We start from the raw sequence: 21,860 nt of genomic DNA on the forward strand, positions 1-21,860 counted from the left end.
CTTTGCCTCCCTTTTATTTAAGATTCATCATGCGATATACGAACAAACAAATTCTAAAGATCACGTATCCGGTATTAATCAGCTTGCTCATGGAGCATATGATCGGATTGACGGACACCGCTTATCTGGGACGTGTCGGCGAGGTTGAGCTAGGTGCCTCTGCCTTGGCAGGAGTCTATTATCTCGTGATTTATATGCTGGGCTTTGGTTTCAGTGTAGGCGCTCAGGTGCTGATGGCACGTCGTAACGGTGAGGGGGAGTATAAGCGGATCGGCGAGGTTTTCACGCAAGGCGGGCTATTCCTTTTTCTGCTGGCGGCGGTGTTGTTTACGGCCTCTAATCTGCTTACGCCCTATCTGCTCCACCGGATGATCGGCTCGGAAGAGGTGTATCGGGCGACGATGAGTTATCTGGACTGGCGGGTGTACGGGTTCTTCTTCTCTTTTATAGCGGTGATGTTCCGTGCGTTTTACGTGAGTACGACGAATACGAAGATCTTGACGGCCAATTCGGTGGTGATGGTGCTTACCAACGTGGTCTTGAACTATATCTTGATATTCGGTAAGTTCGGGTTCCCCGCTTTGGGGATAGCGGGTGCCGCTATCGCTTCCTCGATCTCGGAAGCTGTTTCCGTATTGTTCTTCGTGATTTATACTTGGAAGAAGATAGATTATAAAAAATATGGTCTGTTCCGTTTTACGAGAGTGGATTTTAGGATGCTGGGACAAATACTTAGTGTCTCTATCTGGGTGATGATCCAGCATGGGATCGCTTTTGGAGGATGGTTTATCTTCTTTATCGCTATGGAGCATCTGGGTGAGCGGCCGTTGGCGATTACGAATGTGGTACGTAGCATCTCCTCGTTCCTATTTATGTTCGTGAATGCTTTCGCCTCCACGAACAGCTCGCTGGTAAGTAACTTGATCGGTGCCGGGGAGTCGGACCGGGTGCTTCCGCTTTGCCGGAGGATGATCGGGCTATGCTATGCGTTCGTGCTACCGATCGGTATCTTGATCGCTATGTTCCCGTCTACCGTATTGCGTATTTATACGGATAACCCGGACTTGATCGCTAGCTCGATCTCCTCGTTGTGGGTGATGCTGTCTTCTTATCTCTTCGCTGTTCCCGGTTTTATTTATTTCTTTAGCGTATCGGGGACAGGCAATACCCGCCGTGCGCTGGAAATCGATATGGCTAGCATATTCGTGTACGTATTATATATATTGTATGTCGCCGTATGGTTGCGTGCGGACGTGGCGGTTTGCTGGACTACGGAGTATGTATATAATATCATGATCCTTTCTTCTTTCTTCTATCTATGGAAAGGAAATTGGCGTAACAAGAAAATCTGAAGACTTATCTTTTGATTAGTACGGTAATTCGTAAGGATAAATCAAAAAAGACCATCTTGGCATTCACGTTCTGTGTGATATGGCGTTCCGCTTTCGCCAATTCTTCCATCAAATCGATCACGTTTCGCTCGTTGACGAAAGGGGAGAACTTAACGGAGAAGCTAGCCTCGTCCAGATTCATATAATTAAGTTCCGGCGATTGGAACCGGTACATGAAGTTCTCCCGGATCAAATGCTGACAATAGGAGAGGAAGTTTTTCTGTCGTTCCCGTCCGATCCCTGCCATGACGTCCGCCATCGCTTTCATGCCTTTTACGTTTCGTGCCCATGAGTTTCGCATCATGGCCTTGAATTGCTCCAGAAAGAATTTATTTTCCTCGCCCAAGCTAATCGCCTCCATCGCCTTGATAAAACTTCCGGAGGAGAGGTGAGCGACGTGTTTAGCGTCGTCGGGCGAAAGCCCGAAACGGGATACCATGGCATTCATGATCGCATCGGTCTCAATGGGACGGATGTGGATGCGTTGCGCACGGGATTGGATGGTCCCGAGGATAAGGTCCGGTGTCTCGGATACCATAAGAATAACCGTTCTCATAGGAGGCTCCTCTATGATTTTCAGAAGCTTATTGGCACAAGTAGGATGCAGTTTCTCCGGCAACCAAACTATCAAGATACGATATTCCGCCTCATAAATCTTTAGGCTCAGTTTATGGATAATCTCATCGCTTTCCTTGGAATAGATGATGGCTTGTGAGTTTCCGGCCTCGATATAATCCAGCCATTCATCCATATTGAAATAGGGATGTTCTTTGAGGAACCCACGCCATTCACTGAGATAATCATCGCAGACCTCTTTCTTTTTCTCTTTCTTGGCTACGATCGGGAATACAAAATGTAAATCGGGATGTGCCAATTCGTCATATTTGAGGCATGACGGGCAACGTCCACAAGCGTCCGTGTCCGTCCGGTTCGTACAATTCAGATAACGGGCGTAAGCCAAAGCCAGCGGAAACGCCCCGGCTCCCCCTTGCTCTGTGAATAACTGTGCATGGGGTACGATCCCCGTCCGAGCCGATTGTCTCAACCGTTCCTTCACTTCCTCTTGCCCGATGATATCTTTAAAATACATGAGATATTTCCTTTTCTATAGAATAATGAACGAAGTTACGGAAAAGTATTCAGATATCAAAAAGCGCGAGGTTTTGTAAATATCAATTGACATATGTAGAGTAAAACTAAGAACGGATACAATACCAAGTCAAGTCCAATAAAGAATATGTATTTCATTACCTTAGAATTTTAAAAATAACCATACTTAGTACATGATTGTTCAATCGTGTACTTCTATTAGACAACTCAGCGTATAAAAACCCCTATTGTATTTCAATAAATTTCTTTCGCTATTTTGTAAACGCTATCCGAGGCCATCATTGTGTAGAAATGTAAGCTCGGTACACCATGAGCGATCAGATCCTTGCACTGCTGTATACACCATTCCACACCCACCTCTTTCGCTTCCGCATCATCTTTACATTTACGTAATTCTGTTGCGAAAGGCTCCGGGATATCCGCACGGAATATCTTCGGAAGAACCGTTAATTGGTTCTTGAAAACGATCGGTTTGATACCGGGGATGATGGGAACCGTGATGCCTTCCGCACGGCAACGATCCACGAACGCATAATATTTTTCATTATCGAAGAACATTTGGGTTACCAGATATTCAGCGCCATTTTTTACTTTCTCCTTTAAATAATAGATATCAGATTCCATATTGGGCGCTTCCTCGTGCTTCTCCGGATAGCAAGCCATGCCGTACGAGAAGGGAGTCTCTATACCGTCTATCTTGGAACCGTCTAATGCGATACCTTCGTTGAAATGATTTACCTGCTGCTGTAAATCAGTCGCGTGATCGTGGTATAACTCCGGGTTTTGCTGGGAGGCCTCTAAGGTCTTTATATCTCCCCTTAATATTAAGAGGTTGTTTACGCCAAGGAAGTTCAAATCGATCAAAGCGTATTCCGTCTCGTCTTTCGTAAAGCCTTTACATATAATATGGGGTACGGCGGGAATACCGTATTTATTCTGGATAGCCGAAGCGATCGCTACGGAGCCCGGACGTTTACGGATGTTTACTTTCTGGAAACTTCCGTCTGGTAAGGTTTTATAGACGAACTCGCTATGGTGGGAGGTGATATTTATGTATTTAGGGTCGAATTCCTTCAACTTGTCAATTACATTATACACCTTCTGGATACTGTTACCTTTCAGCGGCGGTAATATCTCGAAAGAAAAAGCGGTACTCTTACTATGCCTTATCAGATCAATGACTTTCATATTTTAATTATTTTTGACGCGAATGTAGCAAAAATCTTGGTAACATAGATTTTAATCCGCTATTTGTATATATCCATGCCACGGCTCTTTCATTTACCCATCCGTTTCGGCAGGCCGGAATGCATGAATCTCAAGTGAAATTCCGCACAATAAGTTTACGAGAGAAAATTGTGTATAAGAATCTGATAATCAGTATTTAAAAAACAGGATAATCTTTCTGCGAAAACACGTACATGTTTTTGGAAAAAGTCGTACGTGTTTTCCGGAAAGGTCGTACGTGTTTTCCGGAATCCTTCCACCGAAAACAAAAGCGCATGTTAAAATTTACAAGAAACCCCACTTTAACGAAATGTTAAATGAAAAAGCCGTGGCCTTCCGCTTGCTTTTTTTAGTTTATAGGCCGAACTATATATAAATTAGCGTATATTTGCGGTACACAAAATCTCCCATAGCGACGGCTATGGGCGTTTTTGCTTTTGAGCGATATTATTAACAGTGTAATTTGTTAATTTTAAACTAATTACAGCAAATTGTATAGATATGGAAAATTTAAATTGGTCTGAGCTGGGATTTGGTTATATCAAGACAGACTACAATGTAAGATGCTACTATCGTGACGGCAAATGGGGTGAGTTGGAAGTTTCTTCATCCGAGATTATCAATATTCACATGGCCGCTACTTGCTTGCATTACGGACAAGAGTCTTTCGAGGGCTTGAAGGCCTTCCGTGGAAAAGACGGTAAGATCCGTGTATTCCGTATGGATGAGAACGCTAAACGTATGCAATCTTCCAGCCGGGGTATCAAGATGGCTGAGTTGCCTGTAGAGATGTTCGAGGAAGCTGTACGTAAGGTCGTGAAATTGAACGAGCGTTTTGTTCCTCCTTATGAGAGCGGTGCCGCTTTATATATTCGTCCGTTGATGATCGGCTTGGGCGCTCAGGTGGGTGTGAAGCCGGCTCCCGAATATATGTTTATGATATTTGTCACTCCGGTAGGTCCGTATTTCAAGGGTGGATTCCAGCCCTCGAAGGTGTGCGTGCTTCGTGAGTATGACCGTGCGGCTCCTAACGGGACAGGTACAATCAAGGTCGGTGGTAACTATGCCGCTAGCTTGGTAGCCGGCGAGATCGCTCATTCCAAGGGATACGCCGCCGTATTGTATCTGGATCCGAAAGAAAAGAAATATCTGGATGAGTGCGGTCCGGCTAACTTCTTCGGAATCCGTGGCAATAGCTATATCACTCCGCAATCCCACTCGATCTTGCCCTCGATCACGAACAAGAGCTTGCAGCAATTGGCCGAGGATATGGGCTTGACGGTAGAGCGTCGTCCGGTTCCTTTCGAGGAGATCGCTACGTTCGACGAGGCTGCCGAGTGTGGTACCGCCGCGGTTATCGCCCCGATCTCACAAATCGACGATTTGGATGAGAACAAATCTTTTGTTATCGCCAAAGACGGCAAACCGGGTCCTGTTTGCGAGAAACTATATCATAAGCTACGTGCCATCCAGTATGGTGACGAGCCGGATACTTACGGATGGATCTCGATCATTGAATAATATCTTTTGTTTCGTAAGGACTGGAGTGCGCTCCGTCTTTACGAGACAGAATACGTTGATAGGCAATTGTTAGTTTGAACTTTACTTTTTGCAATAAAATTGCAATCTCCGCATTGCAAATGAGAAAAGATGTTTATCTTTGCATCGGTAATTCCAAATTTTCAATTACCAATTATGTAGGTGGAAGCATTCTTTAAAACACATAAATATCTGGTAGAGCATCTGTATTCTCCGGTACGAAGGGGATTGATGGATGAGATCAATTGGGAGGATCGGTTGATTGGTATTAAAGGTTCGCGAGGAGTCGGAAAGACCACTTTCTTGTTAGACTATGCCCGTGAATATTTTGGTGCCGATAATAAGGAATGCTTATACATTAACTTAAATCATTTCTATTTTACGGAACGCACACTCGTTGATTTCGCCGCCGAGTTTCGGGCTAAAGGTGGAAAGGTGCTGTTGATAGACCAAGTGTTTAAGTATTCCAATTGGTCGAGAGAGTTGCGGTATTGCTATGATAATTTCGAGGACTTGAAGATCGTTTTCTCCGGCTCATCGGTGATGCGTCTGAAAGAGGAGAACCCGGACCTGTCCGGCAAGGTGGTATCGTATAACCTCAGGGGGTTCTCGTTCCGTGAGTTCTTGAACTTGATGTCCGGGAACCAGTTTCCTGCGTACACGTTCGATGAGGTAGTAGAGAATCATCAGGAAATCGCCAAACGTATTTGCTCGGTCGTAAGGCCGATGGCTTATTTCCAAGATTATCTCCATCATGGTTTCTATCCGTTCTTCTTGGAAAAGCGCAACTTCTCCGAGAACCTGCTGAAGACCATGAACATGATGCTAGAGGTGGACGTGTTATACATAAAACAAATCGAACAAAGCTATCTGCCAAAGCTACGCAAACTACTCTACTTATTGGCTACGAGTGCCCCTTGTACCCCAAACGTGAGTCAGTTGAGTAAAGATATCGAGACATCCCGGGCTACCGTGATGAACTATATCAAGTATTTGACAGATGCCCGTTTGATGAGTATGCTGTATCCGGTGGGCGAATCCTTTCCGAAGAAACCCTCCAAGGTATATATGTATAACTCGAACCTGATGTACCCCATCCGCCCGATGGAGGTAAATGCCGGGGCGGTGCGTGAGTCGTTCTTTTATAACCAACTATTGAAAGACAATGAGCTGAATGAAGGAAATAAGAACGCCCACTTTCTGGTGAATATGATGTATAATTTCCGGATCGAGGAAAATATGAAAGTGAAGAACAATCCGGATATGTACTATGCTGTCGATAAGACCGAGATCGGGGAGGGGAACATGATCCCGCTTTGGTTGTTCGGTTTTCTATATTGAGTAAGGATATTTTTTAATACTAATAGTTTATAGGTCTATGACAAAACAGAAGAAATTTTTAACCTGTGATGGTAACCAGGCCGCTGCTCATATCTCGTATATGTTCAGCGAGGTAGCTGCGATTTACCCCATCACTCCGTCGTCTACAATGGCTGAATATGTAGATGAATGGGCTGCAGCCGGACGTAAGAATATTTTCGGCGAGACTGTAATGGTACAGGAAATGCAATCAGAGGGTGGTGCCGCAGGTGCTGTTCACGGTTCATTGCAAGCGGGTGCCTTGACAACAACCTACACTGCTTCTCAAGGTTTGTTGCTTATGATCCCTAATATGTACAAGATCGCCGGTGAATTGCTTCCTTGCGTTTTCCACGTATCCGCTCGTACATTGGCTTCTCATGCGTTGTGTATCTTCGGTGACCATCAAGACGTGATGTCTGCTCGTCAGACAGGTTTCGCTATGTTGGCTGAGGGTTCCGTACAGGAGGTTATGGACTTAGCCGGTGTCGCTCACTTGGCTACGATCAAGTCTCGTGTGCCGTTCGTGAACTTCTTCGACGGTTTCCGTACCTCTCACGAGATCCAGAAGATCGAGGCTTTGGAGAATGAGGACTTGGCTCCGCTTATCGACCAGAAGGCCTTGGCTGAGTTCCGTGCCCGTGCCTTGAATCCGGAGAGACCGGTCGCTCGCGGTATGGCCGAGAACCCGGATCATTTCTTCCAGCACAGAGAATCTTCCAACACGTACTACGAAGCAGTTCCCGCTATCGTAGAAGAATATATGAACGAGGTTTCCAAGATCACAGGCCGTAAATACGGTTTGTTCGATTATTACGGAGCTGAGGACGCTGAGCGTGTGATCATCGCCATGGGTTCTGTTACGGAGGCCGCTCGTGAGGCTATCGATCACTTGATCGCTAAGGGCGAGAAGGTAGGTTTGGTATCCGTTCACTTGTATCGTCCGTTCTCCGCTAAGCATTTCTTGGCTGCCGTGCCTAAGACCGCTAAGCGTATCGCCGTATTGGATCGTACGAAAGAGCCGGGTGCTAACGGTGAGCCGTTGTATCTGGACGTAAAAGACTGCTTCTATGGCCAGGAGGATGCTCCGGTTATCGTAGGTGGCCGTTATGGTTTGGGTTCTAAGGATACGACTCCGGCTCAGATCCTGTCCGTATTCGAGAACTTGGCGTTGCCGATGCCGAAGAACCAGTTCACGATCGGTATCGTGGATGACGTTACTTTCACTTCTCTGCCTCAGAAGGAAGAGATCGCCTTGGGCGGTGAGGGTATGTTCGAGGCTAAGTTCTACGGTTTGGGTGCCGACGGTACGGTAGGCGCTAACAAGAACTCGGTGAAGATTATCGGTGATAATACGGATAAATACTGTCAGGCTTATTTCTCTTACGACTCTAAGAAATCCGGTGGTTTCACTTGTTCTCACTTACGTTTTGGTGATCATCCGATCCGTTCTACTTATTTGGTGAATACCCCGAACTTCGTGGCTTGCCACGTTCAGGCTTATTTGCGCATGTACGACGTGACTCGCGGTTTGCGTGAGAACGGTACCTTCTTGTTGAATACCGTTTGGGGCGCTGAGGAGTTGGCTAAGCACTTGCCTAATAAGGTAAAACGTTACTTCGCTCAGAAGAATATCACTGTATATTATATCAACGCTACACAGATCGCCTTGGAGATCGGTTTAGGTAACCGTACCAATACGATCCTTCAGTCCGCTTTCTTCCGTATCACAGGTGTTATCCCTGTAGACTTGGCTATCGAGCAGATGAAGAAATTCATCGTTAAGTCTTACGGTAAGAAGGGAGAGGACGTAGTTAACAAGAACTACGCGGCTGTAGACCGTGGTGGCGAGTACAACCAATTGACGGTTGATCCCGCTTGGGCTAATCTTCCGGATGATGAGGCTGTCGTAAACAACGATCCCGCTTTCATCAACGAGGTAGTTCGTCCGATCAACGCTCAGGATGGCGACTTATTGAAGGTTTCCGCATTCAAGGGCATCGAGGATGGTACTTGGGCGCAAGGAACCGCTAAATACGAGAAACGTGGCGTGGCCGCTTTCGTTCCGGTTTGGAATGAGGCGAACTGTATCCAGTGTAACCAATGTGCTTACGTTTGTCCTCACGCTTCTATCCGTCCGTTCGTATTGAACGATGAGGAGCAGAAGGGCGCTAGCTTCGCCATGTTGGATGTGAAGGCTCCGGCCGCTATGAAGGGTATGAAGTTCCGTATGCAGGTAGACGTTATGGACTGCTTGGGTTGCGGTAACTGTGCTGATGTTTGTCCGGGATTCAAGGGCAACAAGGCTTTGTCTATGGTTCCGCTGGAAGGTCAGTTGGCTGAGGCCGATAACTGGAACTACTGCGTAGCTAACGTTTCTTCTAAGCAAAACTTGGTAGACGTGAAGTCTAACGTGAAGAACTCACAGTTCGCTACTCCGTTGTTTGAATTCTCAGGCGCTTGCTCCGGTTGTGGCGAGACTCCGTACGTGAAGTTGATCACCCAGTTGTTCGGCGACCGCGAGATGGTGGCTAACGCTACCGGATGTTCTTCTATCTACTCCGGTTCTGTTCCTTCCACTCCTTATACAACGAACGAGAAGGGTCAAGGTCCTGCTTGGGCAAACTCTTTGTTCGAGGACTTCTGCGAGTTCGGCTTGGGTATGGAATTGGCGAACGAGAAGATGCGTAAACGTCTGGAAGGCTTGTTGCAACAGATCACCGTGGGCGAGCATGCTCCGGCTGAGGCCAAGGAAATAGCCGCCGCTTGGATCGCTAACCAGAACGACGCCGAGAAGACGAAGGAATTGGCTCCGCAAATCATGGCATTCGTTGAGCAAGGCATCAAGGAGGGTTGTCCGGTTTGCGCTCAGATCAAGGAATTGTCTCACTTCTTGGTAAAACGTTCTCAATGGATTATCGGTGGTGACGGTGCTTCTTACGATATCGGTTACGGTGGTTTGGATCACGTGATCGCTTCCGGCAAGAACGTAAATATCATGGTATTGGATACCGAGGTTTACTCTAACACGGGTGGTCAGTCCTCGAAGGCTACTCCGGTGGGCGCTATCGCTAAGTTCGCCGCTTCCGGTAAGAGGGTACGTAAGAAAGACCTAGGCTTGATGGCTACTACTTACGGTTACGTATATGTGGCTCAGATCGCTATGGGTGCCGACCAAGCCCAGACATTGAAGGCGATCCGCGAGGCCGAGGCTTACGACGGTCCTTCCTTGATCATCGCTTACGCTCCTTGTATCAACCACGGTTTGAAGAAGGGTATGGGTAAGTCGCAAGCTGAGGAGAAAGAAGCCGTAGCATGCGGTTACTGGCACTTGTGGCGTTACAACCCGGCTTTGGAGGCAGAGGGCAAGAATCCGTTCACCTTGGATAGCAAGGAGCCGGATTGGAGCAAGTTCCAAGACTTCTTGAAGGGTGAGGTTCGTTTCGCTTCCGTAGCTAAACAATATCCGGCTGAGGCCGCTGAGTTGTTTGCCGCCGCCGAGGAGAACGCTAAATGGCGTCTGCGTAGCTACAAACGTATGGCTGCCGAGAATTGGGATGTAGAGGCTTAATATAACAGGTCTTTAGTATAGAATGAGGGCGGTGTCTCCGGAAACGGAAGGCACCGCTTTTTTTATGGGGTGGATGGGGGAGGCTGCACATAAGGCGATACGGACCTGTACTACCGTATGTGCCGGCCTGTACTTCCTTATGTGTCAGCCCGCGCTACCGTATCTACAAGTCCGTACTAACGTATCTACACGTTTGCACGAACGTATCTGCAAGTTTGCACGAACGTATCTACAAGCTTGTACTACCATATCTGCAAGCCTGCGCTACCGTATGTGCGGTTTCTCAGAAGACCGGGATCGAATAGACCAGCCCCAGCGATATACGGTGTGTATCCGGCTCTATGGCTCCCATTCGCGTGGCGGCTTTCTCTAGGATAACGCCCCGGTAGGTGTATAGGACGAATACGAAAAGGTCGAGTTGCTTGAAGGGGAAGAATTCCACGCTACTCTGCGCATTCCACGAACGGCGGTACATCCCTTTCCGGAAATCACCGTTGCTCTTATACACCCGGGCGGTCTCGTACGCCCCTTTCACGTAAACGTTCCATTGGGGGTGGACACGGTAATCCACGTCGCCGATAATCGATAGGTATTCGGTGTTCATGGCGGTATGAGGCGTTCCGGGCAGACGGCTGACGACCCCATGCTGGTCGATCCCTTGGCGGGTGTACATAACGTCGAGGTACGTTAGCAACGGGCCTTTCTCATAGGTATTGCCACAGGTGAAATAGTAGGAGTAGCGCTTGCGGGTCTGCTGTCCGACGGCGGTGGCATAACGCAGTTGCAAGGTCTTGTCCAGATAATAGCTATTCCAGTTGACCGTGTACATAAAGGGTATCTTGGCCTTGGCGGTACCCTCGGGAAGTCCGGTAGGGTAGATGTCCTCATCGTTACCGTTGCGGTTATTCACGATCTGGAAACAAAGCTCGTGGTCCGGGTTGACTTGCCAGTTGCCCGAGATACCGGCTTGGTAGGCGGTCAGTAAATTATTGAACTCGCTAAACTCTCGTACCCGGATGGAATTGACGTAATACTCGTATCCCCCGAAATTAACGAACTGCTTGCCGATCGTGAAATTGAGATTATGCCGTGCCTTTAGGTTCACGTAAGCCAGCTCGAGCGAGGAGGAGAGGTTGTCGAGCGAATAGGGATCGGAGTATTTGTTGAACGACTGCCGGTAATGATACCCCAGCCACTTGCCTACATCCCCCTTGATCTCCAGCCGGACACGGTTCAGCTTGAAGTTCATACCGTCTAGCTCGTTCCCGACAAACTCAGCGTTGGCCGAGGTGAAAAGCTGGAAGTTCATCTCGGCGCTATTGATCTTGATCTCTCCGTTCGATAATCGTTCCACGAGTGTAGGTTCCCCGTTATTCTCCCGAAGGGTCTCTTGGGCTGTCAGGCTGGCGTTCGTGGCTAGACAAAGCAAGAAAAGTAGAAAATGTTTCCTCATACGATAGATTTAGTTGGTAACAGACTACAAAAGTATAAAAAACGTCTTAACCAAGATACGTTTAAGGGGATGAAAATGGGGGGGTAGGGGATGCGGGCTTTCGTGCAATCCGCATCCCGAGGTGTATACGCTTTCGCCAGCGTCCGTCTAGAATCTCAATTGAGAATTCAATTCCGGGAACTGCGCTTGATGCCAATACGGGTAGATCGGGGTCGTCTGGCTTGCCATATCGAGGCGCTTCACCTGCTCCGGGCTGAGGTTCCAGCCTACGGCCTCTAGGTTCTGCCTTAGCTGCTCTTCCGTGCGGGCTCCTATGATAAGGCTGCTTACGGTAGGCCGTTGCAATAACCAGTTCAAGGCGCATTGGGCCACGCTATGCCCGCTCTCCTCGGCTACCTGTTCCAATACCTCCACGATGTCGTACAGGCGTTCGTAAGAAGTAGCCTCGTCGGGTATCGGGCTTCCTCCGCGAGCGACACGCCCGTCCGTCGGGATCGGGTTATTCCGGCGGTACTTCCCGCCCAGACGTCCGGCGGATAAAGGGCTCCAGATAATGGCGCCCACCTTTTGGTCGATGCCTAGCGGCATCAGTTCCCACTCAAACTCCCAGTTCAACAAGGAGTAATAAACCTGTTGGGCCACGTACCGGCTCCATCCATACCGTTCCGATACGGAAAGCGACTTCATTAAATGCCAGCCGGAGAAGTTCGAGCAAGCGATATAACGGACCTTCCCGCTCGTCACCAAGTCGTCCAAGGCTCGGAGTGTCTCCTCTACCGGGGTATTCGCGTCGAAACCGTGCATATGATAAATGTCGATATGATCCGTGTTCAATCGTCTCAGGCTCGCCTCGCACGCCTGTATCAGATGGAAACGGGAAGAACCGATGGCGTTACGGCTCTCCGGGCTTAGGTTGAAAGTCGCCTTCGTGGAGATCAAGAGGCGATTCCTCAATCCGTGGATCGCCTTTCCCAAGATTTCCTCGGAAAGACCGTTGGAGTAGACATCCGCCGTATCGAATAGATTCACCCCGGCGTCCAAGCAAAGATTGACCATACGGGTAGCCTCTTCCACCTCGGTATGTCCCCAACCTTCAAAACCATTCGTGCCACCAAAAGTAGCCGTACCTAAACAAAGTGCCGGAACGTATAATCCGGAACCTCCTAGTTGTCTGTATTCCATAAAAAACTATATCTATTATTTGATGAAGGAAATGAAAATACAAATGTAACAAATAAAGTGTATCTTTGTCATTAAAAGAAGATAATAGGTATAAGTATGATTAAGGCAGTATTTTTTGACATTGACGGTACGTTGGTAAGCTTCAAGACGCATAAACTACCGGACTCCACGGTCCGGGCCTTGGACCTGTTGCGAGAAAAGGGAATCAAGGTTTTCATCGCTACCGGCCGCCAGTTGCAATCTATCAATAACCTCGGGACGCAAGAGTTTGATGGCTATGTTACCTTGAACGGAGGATATTGCTTGGCCGGAAAAGATAAGGTTATCTATAAACATAATATCCCGTCGGAGGATATAGAGGCGTTGATCCGCTATCAAGAGAATGAGGAGGCGTTCCCGTGCGCCTTGGTGGAGGAAGATGGGATTTACCAGAACTACGTGGATGATTCTGTGCGACAGCTTTACGACATGCTAGACTTCCCTCATCCTCCCTTGCGTCCTTTGCGTGGCAACGGGGGTAAGGAAGTATACCAGCTGATAGCCTTTTTCTCTCCCGGCCATGAAGAACGTATCATGTCCGTCTTGCCGCATTGCGAGGCTACTCGTTGGAACCCGCTATTTGCGGATGTCGTGCCGCGGGGGAGCAGTAAGGCGGTAGGGATCGATAAGATCATCGAGTATTACGGGATCTCGCTCCACGAGACGATGGCTTTTGGCGATGGAGGCAACGATATGGCCATGCTTCGCCACGCCGGGATCGGGGTAGCCATGGGTAACGCCGGCGACGAGGTGAAAGAGGCGGCGGATTACGTGACCGACTCCGTAGATGACGATGGTGTCATGAACGCTTTAAGACATTTCGATGTTATATAAATAAACAGTTTAATAACGCTAAATCACAAACGCTATGATTGATGAATTGGTAAGCTATAATCGTGAGTTCGTAAAGAACAAGGGGTATGAGAAGTATATCACGAATAAATATCCCGATAAGAAGATCGCCATCGTGTCTTGCATGGATACCCGGCTGACCGAGTTGCTACCCGCCTCCTTGGGCATCAAGAATGGAGACGTGAAAATTATAAAGAACGCGGGGGCGATCATATCCCACCCCTTCGGAAGCGTTATCCGGAGCTTGATGGTGGCGATTTACGAGCTTGGGGTTGTAGAGGTAATGATAATCGGGCATACCGATTGCGGAGCCAAGCACATGAATAGCTCCGAGATGATCGAAAAGATGAAAGAGCGGGGAATTCCGCAGGAACGAATAGATATGATCCGATATTGCGGTATAAACTTCGAGTCGTGGTTGCGGGGATTCGAGACCTCCGAGGCTTCCGTGCACGAGACCGTGGAGCAAATTCGGAATCATCCGCTGGTTCCGTCGGATATAACGGTAAGAGGGTTTGTAATAGACTCTGTTACAGGTGAATTAACGCCGGTGGAGTAATCCCCGGCGTATTTAGACTTATTTGCACAAGTCATAAATAATCGAAAAAATGAAATATTTTATTATGTTCTACAACATTGTTTCGGATAAAATGGTTATCTTTGTAACGAATTAAGAAAGAAAGATCGTTTTAGGATTATTTATTAACTGGCTTTCCAAGCGTGGGAAGCGTAAAACAAAAAGATTATGATGATGAGAGAAAATGAGAAAAGCCTTCGTGCTTTAGCGATGTTGCGTTATCAAGCAGATCGTTACCAGTCAGCTGGCAATGGTGCCATGAGTCAGCGATTAAACGCTGAGATCCGTCGCCTTATGAGCGAAATGAGTGTAGATGCGGATAAGAACTAAAAGACCGCGTCTTTTTAAGTAAAGAATTAAAGTAAGAAATAAATTAGATGTCATCTCTTACCTCCGTTCAAAACGGAATGGTGAGAGATAGGAAATGAGGATTACCTTTGGCGATACGGCCGGGTGAGCCTTTTTTTTGTGCCCTTTCCTTTCCTCCTCCTTCGCGTATCAGGGAAATTACTTATATTTGTGGATGAAAAAGCTAAAACAATAATCATTTGAACACAAAAACGATGAAAAAAGCAGGATTACTCTTAATGTCGCTGGCATTAAGTACGGCTCTTTGGGCGGAAAGTCCGGAGAAGAAAGGTTTGGACGTGATAAATAGATCGACCGCCGAGGCGCATATCGGTTTCTTGGCCGATGATGATCTGGAGGGCCGTGAGGCCGGTTTCCGTGGAGGCCGTATAGCGGGCGATTATATCGTGGCGAACCTGAAATCATTGGGTATCGACCCTGTAGGAGACTCTTATTACCATCCGTTTGAGGCTTACCATATGGAACGCCAGAAGAGAGGGGCCCGCTGGCAGGTGCAGCCGGATTCCATAGCGGCTATCAAGCAAACCGGTGTTTTCCAGAAACTTTCCTTGAATAATATCTTGGGTAAGATAGAGGGCAAGAACCCGAGTGAGATCGTGATCGTCGGCGCTCACTATGACCATCTGGGTATCGACCCGATGCTGGATGGCGACCAGATCTATAACGGGGCGGACGATAACGCTTCCGGAGTCTCTGCCGTTTTGCAGATAGCGAGGGCTTTCCTTGCCACGGGCCAGCAACCGGAGCGAACCGTTATATTCGCTTTCTGGGACGGCGAGGAGAAAGGGCTTCTCGGATCGAAAGCCTTCGTTCAGTCTTTTCCAGAGATAAAGAACGTGAAAGGATATTTGAATTTCGATATGATCGGCCGTAACAATAACGAGGCGAAGCCTACCCATGTGGTTTATTTCTATACAGAGGCGCACCCTGCTTTCGGCGATTGGCTGAAGAACGATATCAAGAAATACAACTTGAATCTGGCACCGGATTATCGTCCGTGGGATAACCCGGTAGGAGGGAGTGATAACGGTTCCTTCGCAAAGATAGGTATCCCTATTATCTGGTATCATACCGACGGGCATCCGGATTACCATCAACCGAGCGACCATGCCGACCGGATTAATTGGGACAAGGTGGTGAATATCACGAAGGCCTCGTTCCTTAATATGTGGTATATGGCGAATGAGAAAGATTTTTAGAGATTATACGTCTTTTTCAATAGAAGATATCTAATAAAAGTAAGTTAACTTCATCGGCGAAGTAAGTTAACTTACTTTGGCATTTTAATTAACTTACTTTGCCGATGAAGCTGGCTTGCTTTTATATTCTGAAAAAACGCTTGAATTACTGTAATTTCATATCTTACCGCGGATACTTAGTTCTACATGAACTTTTCTTAAGTAGAAGTTGTTTTATTTAGTTGGCGCCAAAATACCTAGCACATTTTATATCGGAGGCAAAGATATGAAATATTCATTACATTGTGTTATTATAATTAAATAAATCCTCCCTTATTTTTATGTTTTACAATATAAAATTAGAAATATAAACGATTTTAAGTTAAAATCGACTTGAGTTCATGTAGGACTCCGATAGTTAGCCCATTTTTTATTTGAACTTAATTACGCTAGAACTCAGGAGTGAGTGTATGTATGTGAATAATTTTAAAAGACAAATGTTTCGCCAAGACATTGTCTAATTATTTATTAATAAAACCATCAGTTATGTTGAAAAACTTTAAACCTGTCAGCTTAATTCTATGTGCGGGTGCGTTATGCTTCTCGGGAAGTATGTATGCCAACATCGCACCTGTTGAGCAAGGTACCTCTATCTCCCAGCAAAACGGGAAAGTAACAGGTACAGTGGAAGATGATTTCGGCCCAGTGACCGGAGCGTCAGTTGTCGTGAAAGGAACGTCTAATGGAACGATTACCGATATGGACGGTAATTTCACTTTGGATGGCGTCAAGAATGGTGATGTAATCCAAATCTCATTCATTGGTTACTCCACCATGGAGCTTACGTATACCGGTAAGCCGGTAGGCGTTATCAAATTAGCGGAAGACACCCAGAAATTGGATGAGGTCGTGGTTACGGCCTTGGGTATCAAGCGTGAGAAGAAAGCGTTGGGATATGCTACGCAAGAATTGAAAGGAGACGAACTTGTAAATGCACGGGAAAGTAATATTGCGAATGCGTTATCTGGTAAAGTATCGGGTTTGCAGGTAGTTCGTTCTAGTAGTGGCCCTGGCGGTTCTTCAAAAATTGTATTGCGTGGTAATAATTCATTAACTGGATCTAATCAGCCGTTGATTGTTGTCGATGGTATTCCAATGGATAACTTTACTGGAGGAGTTGATGATGCTTGGGGTAATAGCGGCGTGGATATGGGTAATGGTTTGTCAGATATCAACCCGGAAGATATCGAATCCATGAACGTGTTGAAAGGAGCTTCAGCCGCCGCGTTATATGGTTCTCGTGCAGGTAATGGCGTAATTTTGATTACGACGAAATCGGGTAAAAAGCAAAGTGGATTAGGTATTACTGTAAATGCCGGAGTTACAGTGGAAAGCATGTTTTTGAAACCAGAATTACAGAATACGTATGGTCAGGGTACAAATGGCATATATAATGTGAAAGACCGTTCAAGCTGGGGGCCTGTTGCCGATGGTTCCGTAACAATTGATCGCTGGGATGGGCAGAAAGTCCAGATGTATACTTATGATAATATAGATGCTTATTTCCAGAAAGGAACTTCATTCAATGAAGGTGTATCTTTTCAGCAGAGCTATGATGGGACGGCGGTATTCGCCTCAATTAATCGCTCTGATGATAAGGGCATCGTTCCGGGTGCATCATTAAATAAAACGTCTCTTACTTTGCGTGGAACAAGCGAGTTCGGTCCGGATAAAAGATGGAAATTAGATGCAAAAGCCAACTATTTAAATAATAACGCAAAGAATCGTCCAATCCAAGGTATTAACCAATCGAATGCCTTTAGTACGATCTATAATTTACCACGATCGCTGGATATTAGGGATCTGGAGAACTGTTTGGACGAAAATGGAAATATGATTTGGTGGGATACCGAGAGTACTCCCCAAGAAAATCCGTATTGGATTAAAGATTATAGAACAAATCAAGACTCTCGTAATCGTTTGTTAGGTACAATTTCTCTTTCTTATAAGATAACGGACTGGTGGAACCTCGAGCTAAAAGGCGGTACGGACTATTATACGACTACGACTACAAATAAGGTATATTCTGGTGGTAATGTGAATCCGAAAGGGCGTTACTCTGAGAAGTCGGAGACTTTTTATGAGAACAACTATAGTTTCTTGACTACCTTTAAGAAAGATAACCTTTTTAGCAAGTTTGGTGGTTTTGTGACCGTGGGTGGAAACTTGATGATGCAACGCCGTAAGAAATTAGAGGCTGGTACGGGTGATTTATTGATCCCGAATCTATTTGCGATGTCTAATGCCGCTGACAAGAATAATATGACGCATACATCTGAAGATGTACAGCGCAAGATGAATTCTATTTACGGTTCTTTGCAAATGAACTGGGATGGCTGGCTGTTTATGGATATTACGGCTCGTAATGACTGGTCTTCCACTATGAGTAAAGAAAACCAATCTTATTTTTATCCTTCGGTTAGCTTATCTGGTGTTATTTCAGATATGGTGGAAAAGGTTGGCGGTACAATGCCGGAATGGATGAGTTTCGCTAAGGTTCGTGCTTCTTATGCGGAAGTAGGTAATGACCTTGATCCATATCAATTGTATACTGTATTCAAGGTTGATAAAGATCCAAATGGTAACCCAACTGCAGCTCTAGGAACTACTTTATATGATTCTTCTGTACGTTCAGAGTTGATTAAATCTTGGGAAGCCGGTATTGATTTGAAGTTTTTCAATAATCGATTAGGTATTGATGCGGCTTGGTACAAATCTAATGCTACCCGCCAATTGCTAGATTTGGCAATGGATCCATTTTCTGGTTATTCCAAACGTAAGATCAATGCAGGTAATATTCAAAATTCAGGTGTGGAATTAATGCTTTATGGTACTATTTTGCAGAATCCTAGAGGCTTAAATTGGGAAACAACATTGAATGCTTCCTTCAATAAAAATAAAATCATAGATTTGTATGAAGGAGTAAATGAATATGGCATCAAGACTTTTGATGATTTAAAGATTGTAGCCCGTACGGGTAGTTATTATGGCGATATTTATGGTAAAAAATTCCAACGTGTTGAAAGTGGGGAACATGCTGGTAAAATTATTGTAGATGCTCAAGGTTTACCATTAGTTACTTCAGATGATTATTATCTGGGGAATCAACAGCCTGATTGTATGTTGGGATGGACTAACTCGTTCTCTTATAAAAATATTTCTTTGAGCTTTTTGATTGATGCTCGTATTGGTGGAAATATTTACTCAGCGACCACTGCTAATTTGTACAAGGCAGGTAATGCCGCAGGTACCGTTATAAATGGAACCCGTGAGGAATTTGTAGTTCCGAATTCAGTGACTTCTGATGGAAATGGTGGTTATACGGCAAATTCTAATGCTGTTACTCCTGAATTGTACTGGGGACGTGCTGCCGGAGGTAATATCGGTGTGGGTGAGGCATTTTTATATGATGCTACTAATATTCGTCTACGTAATATTACCGTTGGTTATGATTTTGAGAAAAAATGGTTAGAGAAAACCCCATTACAGAAAGTACGTGTATCATTCGTGGCGAATAACGTTTGGATGATTGTAAATCATTTGGAAGGTATTGATCCGGAATCTATTTCGGCTACAAATTCCAATGCTACTGGTTTTGAGAATGGGGCAGCTCCGACTTCTCGCTCTTTCACATTTAATGTAACAGTTGGTTTCTAATAAGAAAGATGATTTTAAGTATGAAAACATTAAAAAGAACAATAATAGGGTTAGCTTCATTAGCCGTTTTATTTACTGCATGTAACGACTTTGAGGAAATAAATAAAGACCCGAATGCCGTAGATGAAAGTGCGATCAAAGTATCTTATCTACTGAATAAATCAATCATGGGGGCACAGCAGAACCCGCATATCGCAGAGCGTGTGTTCGTGTATCAATGGAAAAGTGCGGCTCGTTTTGAACGTCGTAGTGGTTTAGCTACAGGTGCGAATTATAATGATTATAATACGGACTACTTTGGCGTTGATTATGGAGTGGGATGGCTGAACAATGTTAATATGGCCGTGAAAATTGGTACGGAACGTGCCGCCAATCCGGAGTATCCTTATGAGAACAATTTGCTACAGATGTCTCGTATTTGGCGGGCTTATGTCATCTCTGAATTGGCTGATAACTTTGGTCCTGTGCCTCCGGCAAACGCTTTTGATGGTATCGTAGAATATAAGAGTATAGAAGATATTTATGATTTTATTATTTCTGAATTGAAAGATGCCGCTGGCAAGATAGATGTAAATGCGGATATGAGCGCTATTACATCAGAGAAAACGGATGCTTTCTATGATGGTGATGCCTCTAAATGGATAAAGTATGCGAACTCATTACGCTTGCGCTACGCTATGCGTTTATCTGCTGTAGATCAAGCTAAAGCAAAGGCTGCTTTTGAGGATGCCGCTTCGACGAATAATTTTATTACTACGCAAGATGAAATTGCTCAGGTGCAAGAAAAAGGCGGTTGGACTGATCTTGATGGTGTGATGTCTCGTCCTTGGAATGCCCAACCCATTTCGGTCACCATTAATAATATGATGATTGGCCTAGGAGGAATCGATTTCCAAGTTCCTGCGGCGATAAAAGAGGATGTGGTATTGAAAGATGCTCGTAATTATCTAGGCCTTCGATTAGAAAAACACTTACCGGTTTCTACGAATGATCCGGCTGCAGGCTATTTCTTTGATGCTCTTCCTTCAAAGATTGATCCTCGTGCTACTAAGTTGTTTCATATTCCGGGATATGATGATGGTACTGTTTATTTCTCTAATATCGGTTTGGCTGATAAGGCTCGTTTAGCGGATCCTGCTACTGGAAATGTTGAGGATAACAATAAGACATATTTGGAGTTGAACGTGAAATATACTTGGAATACTTGGGTTGCTGGAAAATGGGATAAATACTCAGCGCTAACCAGCGAATTGACAGGAGCAAGTAAGACTTATCCTTCTTTATCCAAGATATATCGTGAAAGTACGAATAAGCGTGTATGGTTTGGGCCGTGGGAGACGGAGTTCTTATTGGCTGAAGCTGCGTTGTATGGTTGGAACGTGTCTGGTAGTGCGAAATCTCATTATGAGGCTGGTATAGCAGCTAGCTTTGAATATCACGGTGTATCTGAGTTCTTAAATGATTATTTGAGTTCTACGGAATATAACCGTGTAGGTACTTCTGTCGCTTTTGATCATACGGCGGAAGCAAAGTCTTATACGGCTGAATATGTAGATGGTTATACTGGTGAGAAAAAGACTACTACTTATACTTATCCGAAAAATTCTATTTATAAGAATGGTACGGTCAATAATGATAAGCTGACAAAGATAATCTCGCAAAAATACTTGGCACAGGTTCCTTGGTTACCTTTAGAGGCATGGTCTGATCATCGTCGTTTAGGTTTGCCTTTCTTTGAGAATCAAGCTGTTGAGATAGATTATAACGTTTCTAGTAACGAGTTGCCTCTTACTCGTGCTAACTGTAAGGAATGTAAGTGGGAATTCTATCAAGAACGTCTGCGCTATCCAGCGAATATGGAAATCAATAGTAAGGATAGTTATATGAAAGCTGTTGAGCTATTGGGTGGAGCTGATTTAATTTCTACTCCGCTATGGTGGGCTAAACATTGATTTATATGAAAGAGGGTGTGTCAAAAGCCCCTGTTTTTGTGTATTTGTGCCGACCGCTATTATAAGCATCTAACAATGCCCATCGTAAGCCCCTGCCGACTGCGGTCGAAAGGTGCTTATGATGGGCATTCTAATAAACGTAGTATATCTTACTTGACCAACGCAGTATATATTATTGGGGCAACGCAGTATATATATTGTCCATTCCTAAAATCACTTGTTGTCCATTCCTAAAATCACTTGTCACTTTTGGGGTAGTTAAACAACTTTACTTGTCAATAAACTCATGATCCTCCTGGCTTACTTGTCACTCTCTGATAAAGCCTACCAAAAAGCTTGTCATC

14 protein-coding genes are annotated in these 21,860 nt (G+C 45.5%); 10 read left to right on the plus strand and 4 right to left on the minus strand.

Annotated features, from left to right (window positions below):
* The first annotated feature begins 29 nt into the window (after positions 1–29).
* Positions 30–1,352, plus strand: coding sequence for an MATE family efflux transporter (locus tag NBH16_RS20100; protein ID WP_250788998.1), 1,323 nt, complete (start codon positions 30–32; stop codon positions 1,350–1,352).
* 4 nt (positions 1,353–1,356) lie between these two features.
* Here the strand turns inward: NBH16_RS20100 and NBH16_RS20105 are convergent, their stop codons facing one another.
* Positions 1,357–2,481 (minus strand): DNA polymerase III subunit, encoded by a 1,125-nt coding sequence (locus tag NBH16_RS20105; protein WP_122369338.1) that lies wholly within the window; start codon positions 2,479–2,481, stop codon positions 1,357–1,359.
* A 254-nt stretch (positions 2,482–2,735) separates the two neighbouring features.
* On the minus strand, positions 2,736–3,689 hold the full coding sequence (gene metF, locus NBH16_RS20110; RefSeq protein WP_122369337.1) for a methylenetetrahydrofolate reductase [NAD(P)H]: 954 nt from the start codon (positions 3,687–3,689) through the stop codon (positions 2,736–2,738).
* Between the two features lie 540 nt (positions 3,690–4,229).
* Between metF and NBH16_RS20115 the strand changes: the two genes are divergently transcribed.
* From NBH16_RS20115 to nifJ, 3 genes are all read left to right on the plus strand, one after another.
* Positions 4,230–5,249, plus strand: a complete 1,020-nt coding sequence (locus NBH16_RS20115; protein ID WP_005858291.1) for a branched-chain amino acid aminotransferase — start codon at positions 4,230–4,232, stop codon at positions 5,247–5,249.
* Between the two features lie 180 nt (positions 5,250–5,429).
* Positions 5,430–6,608, plus strand: coding sequence for an ATP-binding protein (locus NBH16_RS20120; RefSeq protein WP_250788999.1), 1,179 nt, complete (start codon positions 5,430–5,432; stop codon positions 6,606–6,608).
* A 37-nt stretch (positions 6,609–6,645) separates the two neighbouring features.
* Positions 6,646–10,197: a pyruvate:ferredoxin (flavodoxin) oxidoreductase gene (nifJ, locus tag NBH16_RS20125; RefSeq protein WP_250789000.1), complete on the plus strand. Its 3,552-nt coding sequence runs from the start codon at positions 6,646–6,648 to the stop codon at positions 10,195–10,197.
* Positions 10,198–10,480: 283 nt separating this feature from the next.
* On the opposite strand, the gene NBH16_RS20130 is transcribed toward nifJ, so the two are convergent.
* Together NBH16_RS20130 and NBH16_RS20135 are read right to left on the minus strand one after the other, a co-directional pair.
* Positions 10,481–11,650, minus strand: coding sequence for a porin (locus tag NBH16_RS20130; protein ID WP_158532893.1), 1,170 nt, complete (start codon positions 11,648–11,650; stop codon positions 10,481–10,483).
* 147 nt (positions 11,651–11,797) lie between these two features.
* Positions 11,798–12,832: an aldo/keto reductase gene (locus tag NBH16_RS20135; protein ID WP_250789001.1), complete on the minus strand. Its 1,035-nt coding sequence runs from the start codon at positions 12,830–12,832 to the stop codon at positions 11,798–11,800.
* A 96-nt stretch (positions 12,833–12,928) separates the two neighbouring features.
* Between NBH16_RS20135 and NBH16_RS20140 the strand changes: the two genes are divergently transcribed.
* The 6 genes from NBH16_RS20140 to NBH16_RS20165 all read left to right on the plus strand — a co-directional run bounded on the left by NBH16_RS20140 (position 12,929) and on the right by NBH16_RS20165 (position 21,516).
* Positions 12,929–13,705 carry a Cof-type HAD-IIB family hydrolase gene (locus NBH16_RS20140; protein ID WP_008778109.1) on the plus strand — a complete coding sequence of 259 codons (777 nt, stop codon included), beginning with the start codon at positions 12,929–12,931 and terminating at the stop codon, positions 13,703–13,705.
* A gap of 34 nt (positions 13,706–13,739) precedes the next feature.
* Complete coding sequence (locus NBH16_RS20145; protein ID WP_005866142.1) at positions 13,740–14,282, plus strand: beta-class carbonic anhydrase; 543 nt, start codon at positions 13,740–13,742, stop codon at positions 14,280–14,282.
* A 186-nt stretch (positions 14,283–14,468) separates the two neighbouring features.
* The gene (locus tag NBH16_RS20150; RefSeq protein ID WP_005858277.1) at positions 14,469–14,630 is read left to right on the plus strand and encodes a hypothetical protein; all 162 of its coding nucleotides are present in this window, start codon (positions 14,469–14,471) and stop codon (positions 14,628–14,630) included.
* Between the two features lie 233 nt (positions 14,631–14,863).
* Positions 14,864–15,868: a M28 family metallopeptidase gene (locus tag NBH16_RS20155; RefSeq protein WP_129984430.1), complete on the plus strand. Its 1,005-nt coding sequence runs from the start codon at positions 14,864–14,866 to the stop codon at positions 15,866–15,868.
* Between the two features lie 525 nt (positions 15,869–16,393).
* Positions 16,394–19,564 carry a SusC/RagA family TonB-linked outer membrane protein gene (locus NBH16_RS20160; protein ID WP_005866145.1) on the plus strand — a complete coding sequence of 1,057 codons (3,171 nt, stop codon included), beginning with the start codon at positions 16,394–16,396 and terminating at the stop codon, positions 19,562–19,564.
* A 20-nt stretch (positions 19,565–19,584) separates the two neighbouring features.
* A complete protein-coding gene (locus NBH16_RS20165) occupies positions 19,585–21,516 on the plus strand; it encodes a SusD/RagB family nutrient-binding outer membrane lipoprotein (protein ID WP_008774163.1) in 1,932 nt (643 codons plus the stop codon).
* Positions 21,517–21,860 lie beyond the last annotated feature (344 nt).

The sequence above is a fragment of the Parabacteroides sp. Y3-G-102 genome (genome assembly GCF_023656845.1).
Classification (GTDB): Bacteria; Bacteroidota; Bacteroidia; order Bacteroidales; family Tannerellaceae; genus Parabacteroides; species Parabacteroides distasonis.